Origin of the sequence: Rhodoferax sp., assembly GCF_028689295.1 — a bacterium.
Taxonomy (GTDB): domain Bacteria; phylum Pseudomonadota; class Gammaproteobacteria; order Burkholderiales; family Burkholderiaceae_C; genus Rhodoferax.
The window spans coordinates 26,036-37,394 of record NZ_JAQTWL010000007.1; the positions used below are offsets into that span (position 1 = coordinate 26,036).

The 11,359-nt window shown below is 62.7% G+C and carries 10 protein-coding genes; all 10 read left to right on the forward strand.

The features are described 5' to 3' along the window. Entirely contained in the window at positions 1-546 is a 546-nt protein-coding gene (gene hslV / locus PHF15_RS07935) for an ATP-dependent protease subunit HslV (protein WP_296542821.1), read from the forward strand. Between the two features lie 4 nt (positions 547-550). Further along, positions 551-1,882 carry an ATP-dependent protease ATPase subunit HslU gene (gene hslU, locus PHF15_RS07940; RefSeq protein ID WP_300120190.1) on the forward strand — a complete coding sequence of 444 codons (1,332 nt, stop codon included), beginning with the start codon at positions 551-553 and terminating at the stop codon, positions 1,880-1,882. A 376-nt stretch (positions 1,883-2,258) separates the two neighbouring features. Next, a complete protein-coding gene (gene mraZ / locus PHF15_RS07945; RefSeq protein ID WP_300120191.1) occupies positions 2,259-2,687 on the forward strand; it encodes a division/cell wall cluster transcriptional repressor MraZ in 429 nt (142 codons plus the stop codon). A 9-nt stretch (positions 2,688-2,696) separates the two neighbouring features. Beyond that, the gene (gene rsmH, locus PHF15_RS07950) at positions 2,697-3,644 is read left to right on the forward strand and encodes a 16S rRNA (cytosine(1402)-N(4))-methyltransferase RsmH (RefSeq protein ID WP_300120192.1); all 948 of its coding nucleotides are present in this window, start codon (positions 2,697-2,699) and stop codon (positions 3,642-3,644) included. Next, on the forward strand, positions 3,641-3,961 hold the full coding sequence (gene ftsL / locus PHF15_RS07955; RefSeq protein ID WP_300120193.1) for a cell division protein FtsL: 321 nt from the start codon (positions 3,641-3,643) through the stop codon (positions 3,959-3,961). Before rsmH ends, ftsL begins: the two co-directional genes overlap by 4 nt. Further along, the gene (locus PHF15_RS07960) at positions 3,958-5,691 is read left to right on the forward strand and encodes a penicillin-binding protein 2 (protein WP_300120194.1); all 1,734 of its coding nucleotides are present in this window, start codon (positions 3,958-3,960) and stop codon (positions 5,689-5,691) included. The genes ftsL and PHF15_RS07960 overlap by 4 nt, the downstream gene beginning before the upstream one ends. After that, positions 5,691-7,217 carry a UDP-N-acetylmuramoyl-L-alanyl-D-glutamate--2,6-diaminopimelate ligase gene (locus PHF15_RS07965; RefSeq protein ID WP_300120195.1) on the forward strand — a complete coding sequence of 509 codons (1,527 nt, stop codon included), beginning with the start codon at positions 5,691-5,693 and terminating at the stop codon, positions 7,215-7,217. The genes PHF15_RS07960 and PHF15_RS07965 overlap by 1 nt, the downstream gene beginning before the upstream one ends. 5 nt (positions 7,218-7,222) lie before the next feature. Further along, positions 7,223-8,665 carry a UDP-N-acetylmuramoyl-tripeptide--D-alanyl-D-alanine ligase gene (murF, locus tag PHF15_RS07970; RefSeq protein WP_300120330.1) on the forward strand — a complete coding sequence of 481 codons (1,443 nt, stop codon included), beginning with the start codon at positions 7,223-7,225 and terminating at the stop codon, positions 8,663-8,665. After that, positions 8,659-9,837, forward strand: a complete 1,179-nt coding sequence (gene mraY / locus PHF15_RS07975; protein WP_300120196.1) for a phospho-N-acetylmuramoyl-pentapeptide-transferase — start codon at positions 8,659-8,661, stop codon at positions 9,835-9,837. Before murF ends, mraY begins: the two co-directional genes overlap by 7 nt. A gap of 7 nt (positions 9,838-9,844) precedes the next feature. Beyond that, the gene (gene murD, locus PHF15_RS07980) at positions 9,845-11,359 is read left to right on the forward strand and encodes a UDP-N-acetylmuramoyl-L-alanine--D-glutamate ligase (protein ID WP_300120197.1); all 1,515 of its coding nucleotides are present in this window, start codon (positions 9,845-9,847) and stop codon (positions 11,357-11,359) included.

Genomic DNA, 11,359 nt, shown 5'->3' on the forward strand with positions numbered 1-11,359 from the left:
ATGGAGCAATTTCACGGCACCACCATCATTAGCGTGCGCCGGCAAACGCCTGAGGGCATGCAGGTTGCCATTGGCGGCGACGGCCAGGTTACGCTGGGCAACATTGTCGTCAAGGGCACCGCGCGCAAGGTGCGCAAGCTCTACCACGGCAAGGTTCTGGCCGGTTTCGCCGGCGCTACCGCCGATGCCTTTACGCTGTTCGAGCGCTTCGAGGCCAAGCTCGAAAAACACCAGGGTCACCTGGTGCGCGCAGCCATCGAGCTCACCAAGGACTGGCGCACCGACCGCGTGTTGCGCCGCCTCGAAGCCATGCTGGCGGTGGCCGACCTGGAGGCCTCTTTGATCATCACCGGCAACGGCGACGTGCTGGAGCCCGAAAATGGCATTGTGGCCATTGGCTCAGGCGGCGCCTACGCCCAGGCAGCCGCCATCGCCCTGCTCAACCACACCGACCTGTCGGCCACCGACATGGTCAAAAAATCGCTGGAAATTGCCGGTGAGATCTGCATCTACACCAACATGAACCACACGATCGAATCCCTCTAACATTATGTCTAGTCTCACACCCCAACAAATCGTCGCCGAGCTCGACAAACACATTGTCGGCCAACAGCAGGCCAAACGGGCCGTGGCCATTGCCTTGCGCAACCGCTGGCGCCGCCAGCAGGTCGGCCTCGACTTGCGCGCTGAAATCACCCCCAAAAACATTCTGATGATCGGCCCCACGGGTGTAGGCAAGACCGAGATTGCCCGCCGTCTGGCGCGTCTGGCCGACGCTCCGTTCATCAAGGTCGAGGCCACCAAGTTCACCGAAGTCGGTTACGTGGGCAAGGACGTCGATGCCATCATCCGGGATCTGGCCGATATTGCCGTCAAGCAAACGCGCCAGGCTGAGACCAAAAAGGTGCGCGAGCGCGCCGAGGACGCCGCCGAAGACCGCGTGCTCGACATTCTGATTCCGATGCCCAAGCAGGAGTTCGGCGTGGTGCAGGGCGTGGATCCCGAAAGCACCGCGCGCCAGACCTTTCGCAAGAAGCTGCGCGAAGGCCAGCTCGACGAGCGTGACATCGAGCTCGATGTGGCCCAGACTGCGCCGCAGCTCGAGATCATGGGTCCGGCCGGCATGGAGGAAATGACCGAGCAGTTGCGTGGCATGTTCGGCCAGCTCAACCAGAACAAAACGCAAAAGCGCAAGCTCAAGATCGCCGAGGCGCTTAAGCTGCTGGTCGAAGAAGAAGCCGCCAAGTTGGTCAACGAGGACGAGATCAAAACGCAGGCCTTGCAGATGCTGGAGCAAAACGGCATTGTCTTCATCGACGAGATCGACAAGGTCACCTCGCGCGCTGAGGGCAACGGTGCCGAAGTCTCGCGCCAGGGCGTGCAGCGTGACCTGCTGCCGCTGGTGGAAGGCACCACGGTATCGACCAAATACGGCATGGTCAAGACCGACCATATCCTGTTCATCGCCTCCGGTGCGTTTCACTTGAGCAAGCCCAGTGACCTGATTCCCGAATTACAGGGGCGCTTTCCGATCCGGGTCGAATTGCAGTCACTCTCGGTCGAAGACTTCGTGGCTATCCTGACGCAGACCACGGCCTCGCTGGTCAAGCAGTATCAGGCCCTGCTAGCCACCGAGCAGGTGACAGTTGAATTTTCGGATGCCGGCATTCAGCGGCTCGCGCAGATCGCCTTCGATGTCAACGAACGCACCGAAAACATTGGCGCGCGCCGCCTTTCAACAGTGATGGAGCGACTGCTCGACGAGGTCAGTTTCGATGCTGCCAACCTGACCGGCCAGACAATCCAGATCGATGCGGCTTATGTCGATGCGCGCCTGGCCGAACTCAGCCAGAACGAGGATCTGAGCAGGTATATTCTCTAAACATTGCGGGTCAGACCACTCGCGCAGCGACGTGCTCTGACCCCAACTGATAAGGGGTGTTCTTGCGGGTCAGACCACTCGCGAAGCGACGTGCTCTGACCCCAGCACTTTGTCGGATGTCCCGCTGCCCCAACACGCATATTTCTCATGCATCACATTCACTTAGCTTTCTAAGTGCTTCATTTAGAACGATTTTCACCTGAATTTAGGTTTCAAATCGCCTCTAAGTCTTTGATTTCATTGTTAAAAATTTATCGCAAACGCGTTTGCATGCCTTGCTTTTGCTGATACAGTGCAAAAAAGTGCAATTTAGTGGTGAATTGTGCTTTTTCTCCACCGCATTCCAGTTCATTCTGAAAATCAAGGGTCAGCAATCGTGTTTCAAGGGGCTTCCTCATTAAGTCTGGACGCAAAGGGTCGGCTCTCGGTGCCAACCCGGCATCGCGACGTCTTGAGTGCTACCGCGGCAGGCCAACTCACCATCACCAAACATCCGCACGGCTGCCTGATGATTTTTCCGCGTCCCGAATGGGAAAAATTCCGCGAGCGCATTGGCGCCTTGCCCATGTCGGCGCAGTGGTGGAAGCGGATTTTTCTGGGCAACGCCATGGATGTAGAGATCGATGCCACCGGACGCGTGCTGATTTCGCCCGAGCTGCGCGCCGCTGCGGGCATCAGCAAGGAGTCGGTGTTACTGGGCATGGGCAACTTTTTTGAGTTGTGGGACAAGGCCACCTATGAAGCCCAGGAAGCCAAAGCAATGCAGGGTGACATGCCCGATGTCTTCAAGGACTTCTCTTTCTGAAGGTCGACGGTGGACACTCCATGGACACATACCACCGTATTGTTGAGCGAAGCCGTTGATGCTTTGCTTGGCGGCGTCGACGCTGCCGGTGCGGCGCCAGTGGTTGTCGATGCCACCTTTGGCCGCGGCGGCCACAGCCGCCTGATCCTGTCGCGGCTGCCAGCCGACGCCCGCCTGATCGCGTTCGACAAAGACACCGACGCTTTGATTGCAGCGGCCACCATCACAGACCCGCGGTTCTCCATTCGCCACCAGGGTTTTAGCCATTTGGGTGAATTGCCTGGCGCCAGCGTGGCTGGGGTGTTGCTCGATCTGGGCATCAGTTCGCCGCAGGTGGACAACCCGGCGCGCGGTTTCAGTTTCAGGTCTGAGGGCCCGCTCGACATGCGCATGGATACCACTCGGGGTCAAAGTGTGGCCGAGTGGCTGGCGAATGCCGAGGCGGACAAAATTACGGAGGTCATACGTGACTATGGCGAAGAACGGTTTGCTGGCCCCATTGCAAAGGCGATTGTTGCGCGCCGACAGGCTCGGGGCCCCATTTCTACCACCACTGAACTGGCCAGAATCGTGGCTGAGGCGGTCAAAACCCGCGAGCCGGGCAAGGACCCTGCAACGCGCACATTTCAGGCTTTTCGGATTTTCATCAATGCCGAGCTTGAAGAGCTGCAACAAACGCTAGCGGCCTCGCTCAAGGTGCTGCAACCCGGCGGGCGCCTGGTGGTGATCAGTTTTCATTCTCTGGAAGACCGCATCGTCAAGCAGTTTCTGGCCAGCCATTCGCGCGAGGTGTTCGACCGTCGGGCGCCGTTTGCGGCGCCGCAGGTGATGCAATTCAAGGTGCTGGCGCGCGTCAAACCCGGCGCTGCCGAGGTAGTGGCCAATCCGCGTTCGCGTAGCGCCATCATGCGGGTGGCCGAGCGCATCGGCAGTGCAACACCGGAGCAGCACGCATGACGCGGCTCAATCTGGTGCTGCTGCTGGGTCTGCTGCTCAGCGCGCTGTACCTGGTCAATGTGCAGTACGAGTCGCGCCGACTCTATTCCGAGCTCGACCGGGCGCAGTCGCAGGCGCACCGGCTGGAAGCCGAAAACGAACGCCTGGAGGTAGAAAAGCGGGCCCAGGCCACGTCGGCGCGGGTTGAAGAGTTGGCCAAGTCGAAACTGCAAATGCGTGCGGCCACGCCGGCAGTCACAACCTATGTCAGCTATGTCAACGGTGCCGATGTGCCAGCTGCCAGTGCTGCAAGCGCTGCCGGCGGAGGCCAGCCATGAGCCGCGGCATCACCTACACCTCCAGCCCCTTGCTGGCCAGCCCGACGCCGGTGTGGCGCAGCAAGTTCATTGTGGCCACCATCGCGCTGGCTTTTGCCGGCCTGATTGGGCGTGCGGTCTATATCCAGGTGATCGAGAATGAATTCTTCCAAAGGCAGGGCGAAGTGCGCTTTGCCCGCACCCTGGCGCTGCCGGCCAATCGGGGCCGAATTCTGGACCGCAACGGCGTGATCCTGGCGTCTAGCATTCCGGTGCCCAGCATCTGGGCCATTCCGGAAGACGTGCCGCGTGCGCCCGAGGGTTTGAAAAAGCTGGCCAGACTGCTCGACATGCCGCTGGCGGAACTCAATAAAAAGCTCGAAGACGAAGATAAAACATTTGTCTGGCTCAAGCGCCAGGTTAATGAATCGGTGGGCAACGAGATCGCGGACCTGGGCCTCAAGGGCATCTACCAGCGCAAGGAATACAAGCGCCAATACCCCGAGGGTGAGGCTGCTGCCCACGTGGTGGGCTTCACCAATGTCGAAGACCAGGGCCAGGAGGGAATGGAGCTGACCTTCAACAAGGAACTCGGTGGCCGCAATGGTTCACGGCGCGTCATCAAGGACCGCTTGGGCCGTGTGGTGGAGGACGTTGGAGAGCAAATCGCGCCAGTCGATGGCCGCGACCTGCAGCTCAGCATCGACAGCAAAGTGCAGTTCTTTGCCTTCCAGACCCTCAAGGAGGCCGTGCTGCAGCAAAAAGCCAGGGCCGGCAGCGTGGTGGTGCTCGACGTGCAAAGCGGTGAAGTGCTGGCACTGGCCAACTACCCCAGTTTTGTGCCTGACAAGCGCCGCAACTTGAGTGGCGCCCAGTTGCGCAACCGGGCCCTGACCGACAGTTTCGAGCCCGGCTCGACCATGAAACCTTTTGTCATCGCGGCGGCGCTCAACTCGGGGCAGGTGACGCCAGAGACGCAAATACAAACCGCGCCGGGTCGCTTGACCATTGGCAGCGCCACCATCAGCGATTCCCATCCTCAAGGCCTGCTGAGCGTGACCGGCGTGATCCAAAAGTCGAGCAACGTTGGCACCGTCAAGATTGCCATGCAAATGCCGCCGCGCAAGATGTGGGAAATGTTCAGCCAGGTGGGTTTTGGCCAAAAGCCCGAGTTGCCGTTTCCGGGCGCCGTGAGCGGTCGCCTGCGCCCCTACAAGAGCTGGCGCACGATCGAGCAGGCCACCATGAGTTACGGTTACGGCGTGTCGGTGAGCCTGTTCCAGCTGGCCCATGCCTACACCATCTTCGGCCGTGAGGGCGATCTGGTGCCGGTGACGATGTTCAAGATGACCGAGCCCGCCATGGGTCTGCCGGTGATCGAGGCGCGCCATGCCCGCGCCGTGCGTCACATGCTGCATCTGGTAACCCTTCCCGGCGGCACCGCACAGAAAGCGCAGGCCATGGGTTACTCGGTGGGCGGAAAGACCGGCACCGCGCGCAAGGTCGAGGGCAAGGGTTATGCCGCCAAAAAATACCGCGGCGTCTTTGCCGGCCTGGCGCCCATCGACGCGCCGCGCATTGCCGTGGCCGTGATGATCGACGAGCCCAGCAACGGCAAGTATTACGGCGGCGATACGGCTGCCCCGGTGTTCAGCCAGACGGTGCAGCAGACCCTCAGGGTGCTCGGCGTCGAGCCCGACATGACGGTCAAACCGCAAGTGATCACCGACGCCGTGCAGGAAAGCTTCTGATGCTGCAGCAGCTCCGCACCCAGCAAGAAGCAGCCGCCTGGTTGCGCGCGCGCGTTACCGGCACGCTGCGCACTGACAGCCGTCAGCTGCAGCCCGGCGATGGTTTTTTGGCCTGGCCCGGTGCGGCGGTCGATGCGCGTGCCCATGTGGCCGGCGCCCTGGCGGCGGGTGCGCGGGCCTGCCTGGTGGAGCATGACGGTGTGCAGGCCTTCGGCTTCTCCGATGCCAGAATCGTCACTTACCAGGGTTTGAAAGCTGCCAGTGGTCTTGTGGCTGATGCCTGGTTTGGCGCGCCGAGCCAGCAACTGGCGGTGCTGGCGGTCACCGGTACCAACGGCAAGACCTCGACCACCTGGTGGCTGGCGCAAGCGCTGTCGAATCTGAATCCGGAACTGGCCGAAATCGTACCCTGCGGCGTGATCGGCACACTGGGCGTTGGGGTGCCTCCGCACTTGGCGAGCACCGGCCTGACCACGCCAGACCCGGTGGCGTTGCAGGCGGCGATGGCGGATTTCGTCAAACAAGGCTTGCGCGCCTGCGCCATCGAGGCCTCGTCAATCGGCATCGAAGAGCAGCGGCTGGCAGGCACCCGCATTCACACTGCGGTACTGACCAATGTGACCCAGGACCACCTCGACTACCACGGCGACATGGAGCGGTACTGGCGGGCCAAGGCCGGCCTATTTGCCTGGCCCGGGTTGCGCGCGGCGGTGATCAATGTCGATGACCCTTGTGGTGCCGAGCTGGCCGCGCAGTTGGCCGGCGGCGCGCTGGACGTCTGGACGCTGTCGATCACCCAGGGTGTTGCCAATCCCGCCCGCTTGCAGGCGCAGGACATCCGATACGAAACCCAGGGCGTGGCGTTTGACGTGGTCGAGGGCCGGCAAAAGCTGCGCCTGACCACGCATCTCATTGGTGCTTTCAATGTGAGCAATGTGCTGGGTGTCATCGCCACCCTGCGAACGCTGGGCATTTCCCTGGCGGCCTCTGTGCAGGCCTGTGCGCATTTGACGCCGGTGCCGGGCCGCATGGAATGCGTCAGCGCCCCGGGTCGGCCGCTGGTGGCCGTCGATTACGCCCACACGCCCGATGCGCTGGCCAAGGCGCTCGATGCCCTGCGGCCCGCGACGCAAGCGCGGGGCGGCAAACTGTGGTGTGTGTTTGGTTGTGGCGGCAGCCGTGACAGCACCAAACGCCCGTTGATGGGCGCGGTGGCGGGGGCACATGCCGACCGCGTGGTGGTCACCAGCGACAATCCGCGCGCCGAGGCCATGGACGCCATCATCAGCCAGATTCTGCTCGGCCTGACGGGCGTGGCTGGCGTGCAGGTGGAGCCGGACCGGGCCTGCGCCATTGCGCAAACGCTGGCGCAGGCCGCTGCGGCTGATGTAGTGCTGTTGGCCGGCAAGGGCCATGAGGACTATCAGGAAGTTGCGGGCAAACGCCTGCCGTTCTCGGACCTGGTGCAAGTGAAAAAAGCTTTTGCGCAATTGGCCATCCCTTCGGCGCAAAGGAAATCTGCATGAGCGCCATGATGAACCTGCAGCAAGCTGCCGCCTGGCTGGATCAGGCGCAGCCGGTGACTGACGGGCTCGCTACTTCCGATGTGACGATTCAACGCGTGCACACCGACACGCGCACGCTGGCGCCGGGTGACCTTTTCGTGGCGCTGCGCGGCGAGCGCTTTGACGGCAGCGACTTTCTGGCCGACGCCCGCGCCCGGGGCGCGGTGGCGGCCATTTGCCAGGGAGTCGGCGCGGCAGAAAAACTGAACCAAGCCGGATTACCCGGCCTGGTGGTGACTGACGCCAAACAGGCCTTGGCGCAACTGGCCACGCACTGGCGCGCGCAATTCTCCTTGCCACTGATCGCAGTCACTGGTTCCAACGGCAAGACCACGGTGACGCAGATGATCGCCAGCATCCTGCGCGCCTGGCAGCCGCAGGCCTGTCACGCCACGCAAGGCAATTTGAACAACGACATCGGAGTGCCGCTGACCGTGCTGGGCTTGCGCGAGCACCACCGAATTGCCGTGGTCGAGCTCGGCATGAACCATCCCGGCGAAATTGCCGCCTTGGCGGCCATCGCCCAGCCCACCGTGGCGCTGGTCAACAACGCCCAGCGCGAACATCTGGAGTTCATGGCCACCGTCGAAGCCGTGGCGCGGGAAAACGGCGCGGTGATTGACGCGCTGCCGGCAGATGGCGTGGCCGTGTTCCCGGCCGACGACGACTTCAGCTCGCTGTGGGCTGACAAGGCCGGCGCGCGTGCTTGCCTGTGTTTTGGCGCAACACAGCAGGTCGAGGCGCAAGTCTGGGCTACGCAGGCGCTCTGGTCGGGCGCGGTCTGGCAGGTCAGCGCCATGACGCCGCAAGGCGCGTTGCATTACGCCCTGCACATTGCGGGCGTGCACAACGTCAAAAATTCTTTGGCGGCGGTGGCCTGTGCTCTGGCCGCCGGGGTGCCGCTGGCCGCCATTGAGGCCGGGCTGGAAGCGTTTGAGCCGGTCAAGGGCCGCTCGCGTGCGCTGCTGGTGCGCCATGGCGGGCGGGCGATCACGCTGGTCGATGACACTTACAACGCCAACCCAGACTCGGTGCGCGCCGCCATCGACGTGCTGGCCGCGCTGCCCGCGCCGCGCCTGCTGGTGCTGGGCGATATGGGCGAAGTGGGCAACCAGGGGCCGAAGTTTCATGCCGAGGCATTGCAATGGGCGCTGGCGCAGCAGATCGACAAAATCATCGTCACCGGCAGCGCCTGTGCGCAAGCCGCAGCGCCCCTGACCACGTCCCTTGCAGCGGTTGAGGTGCATGCGCAAATAAATGAGGTCCAGGCGGCTGTGCTGGCGGCGCTGCCCTCGGTGGTCAGCGTGCTGGTGAAGGGCTCGCGCTTCATGAAGATGGAGCGCGTGGTCGAAGCCATTGTGCAGGCCTCGCAATCCGACATGGCAGAGAAGGAGGTCGCCCCATGCTGATCTGGCTGAGTCAATGGCTGCAAACGCTGTCGCCCGAGATGGGCTTTTTGCGCGTCTTCCAGTACCAGACCTTTCGCGCCGTGATGGCCGCGTTGACCGCTTTGCTGATGGGCCTGGCCGCCGGCCCCTGGGTGATCCGGCGGCTGGCGGAACTCAAGATCGGCCAGCCGATTCGCGGCTACGGCATGGACACGCACCATGTCAAAAGCGGCACCCCCACCATGGGCGGCGTGTTGATTCTGTTGTGCATCGCGATCTCGACGCTGCTCTGGTTCGACTGGAGCAACCGCTTTGTCTGGATCGTGCTGTTGGTCACGCTGGGCTTTGGCGCCATTGGCTGGTCGGACGACTGGCGCAAGGTGGTCAACAAGGACCCCGAGGGCATGCCCTCGCGTGAGAAATACCTGTGGCAGTCGTTGATCGGGCTGCTGGCGGCGCTGTACCTGGTGTTCAGCATTTCCGAGAACACCAACTACCGCGTGCTGGAACTGTTCTTTACCTGGGTGCAGTCCGGCTTCGACCTGAGTCTGCCGCCCAAAGCGGGCTTGATGGTGCCGTTTTTCAAGGAGATCAGCTACCCGCTGGGCGTGCTCGGCTTTGTGCTGTTGAGTTACCTGGTGATCGTGGGGTCAAGCAATGCGGTGAACCTGACCGACGGGCTGGACGGCCTGGCCATCATGCCGGTGGTGATGGTCGGGGCTTGCCTGGGCATCTTCGCCTATGTCACCGGCAACGCTGTCTTTGCCCGCTACCTGTTTTTGCCGCACATCCCGGGAGCTGGCGAGCTGATGATATTTTGCGCTGCCATGGCCGGTGCCGGGCTGGCATTTTTGTGGTTCAACACGCACCCGGCGCAGGTTTTCATGGGCGATGTGGGCGCGCTGGCGCTGGGCGCTTCCCTGGGCACCATCGCCATCATCGTGCGCCAGGAGATCGTGCTGGCCATCATGGGCGGCATTTTTGTCGCCGAAGCCCTGTCGGTCATGCTGCAGGTGGTGTATTTCAAGTACACCAGGAAGCGCTTTGGCGAGGGTCGCCGCCTTTTAAAGATGGCGCCGCTGCACCACCATTTCGAGAAAAGTGGCTGGAAAGAAACGCAGGTGGTGGTGCGATTCTGGATCATCACCATGCTGTTGTGCCTGGTTGGACTGTCCACGCTGAAGCTGCGCTGAACTGAACATGAACACGCTGCAATCCCAACATGTGCTGATCCTGGGCCTCGGTGCGTCCGGCCTGGCGATGGCGCGCTGGTGCGCACGGGGTGGCGCGCAGGTGACGGTGGCCGACACCCGCCCCTTGCCGCCTCAGTTGGCCACGCTGCAGCGCGATGTGCCAGCGGCAAATTTCATCGCTGGACCGTTCGATGCCGGTTTGCTGCGGGACGGCATCACGGCGGTGTTCAAGAGCCCGGGGCTGAGTCCGGCTGACGTGGCCGTGCTTGCACAAGCTGCCAAAGCCAAGGGCATCACGCTTGCCGGTGAACTGGCCTTGTTTGCGCAAGCGCTCGCCGACCTCAAGGCCAGCCGCGACTACACGCCCAAAGTGTTGGCCATCACCGGTACCAACGGCAAGACCACGGTGACCTCGCTCACCGGCCAACTGATCGAGCGCTCCGGGAAAACAGTGGCCGTGGCGGGCAACATCGGCCCGACCCTGCTCGACACGCTGATGGCGCGGCTGGATACCGATGCGCTGCCCGAAGTCTGGGTGCTTGAACTGTCGAGTTTTCAACTCGACGGCGTTCGCAACTTCGAGCCCACCGCCGGCGCGGTGCTCAACATCAGCCAGGACCATCTCGACTGGCATGGCTCGATGGCTGCCTATGTGCAAGCCAAAACGGCCGTCTTTGGCGAGCACGGCCGGATGATCTTGAACCGCGATGACGAGACGGTCATGGCGATGCTGCCAGCGCCAACGCGCGTGAAATTGCAGAAGCCACGGCAACGGGACTGCGTCACCTTTGGGGGCGATCTACCACAGCGCCCCGGTGACTTTGGCATCGAAATCGTCAACGGTATGGCTTGGCTGGTGCGCGCGCTCGACCCCGACGAAACAGTCAAGCCGCGCAAGGGCGAAGCGCCCGAACTGTTCATCCAGCGTCTGATGCCCGCCGACGCGCTGCGTATTCGCGGCCGTCACAACGCCATCAACGCGCTCTCAAGCCTGGCGCTGGCTTGCGCTGCCGGTTGTGCGCTGGGCCCGATGCTCTATGGTCTGCGCGATTACCGCGGCGAGCCGCACCGGGTGCAGCCCGTTGGCATCATCGGCGGCGTTGAATTTTTTGACGACAGCAAAGGCACCAACGTGGGTGCCACGGTGGCGGCACTGCAAGGGCTGGGCGCCGAGCGCCGTGTGGTGGTGATTCTGGGCGGCGAGGGCAAGGGCCAGGACTTCTGCCCGCTGGCCGATCCGGTGCGCCGTTTTTGCCGCGCCGTGGTGCTGATCGGTCGCGATGCGCCGCTGATTCGCACCGCGCTGGCAGCTGCACAGGTGCCGATGTTTGATTCGGGCTCGATGATGGACGCCGTGACCCAGGCCAGTGCGCACGCCCGGACCGGGGATGCGGTTCTGATGTCGCCAGCCTGCGCCAGTTTTGACATGTTCGACAACTACGAGCACCGCGCCCGCCAATTTGTGCAGGCAGTGGAAAACCTGGCGGCGGATGCCGGTGTCATGCTGGAGGGCGGTCTGTGA

Coding starts and splice junctions, on each gene's coding strand:
- hslV (WP_296542821.1), top strand. CDS start 1: ATGGAGCAATTTCACGGCACCACCATCATTAGCGTGCGCCGGCAAACG.
- hslU (WP_300120190.1), top strand. CDS start 551: ATGTCTAGTCTCACACCCCAACAAATCGTCGCCGAGCTCGACAAACAC.
- ftsL (WP_300120193.1), top strand. CDS start 3,641: ATGACGCGGCTCAATCTGGTGCTGCTGCTGGGTCTGCTGCTCAGCGCG.
- PHF15_RS07960 (WP_300120194.1), top strand. CDS start 3,958: ATGAGCCGCGGCATCACCTACACCTCCAGCCCCTTGCTGGCCAGCCCG.
- PHF15_RS07965 (WP_300120195.1), top strand. CDS start 5,691: ATGCTGCAGCAGCTCCGCACCCAGCAAGAAGCAGCCGCCTGGTTGCGC.
- murF (WP_300120330.1), top strand. CDS start 7,223: ATGATGAACCTGCAGCAAGCTGCCGCCTGGCTGGATCAGGCGCAGCCG.
- mraY (WP_300120196.1), top strand. CDS start 8,659: ATGCTGATCTGGCTGAGTCAATGGCTGCAAACGCTGTCGCCCGAGATG.
- murD (WP_300120197.1), top strand. CDS start 9,845: ATGAACACGCTGCAATCCCAACATGTGCTGATCCTGGGCCTCGGTGCG.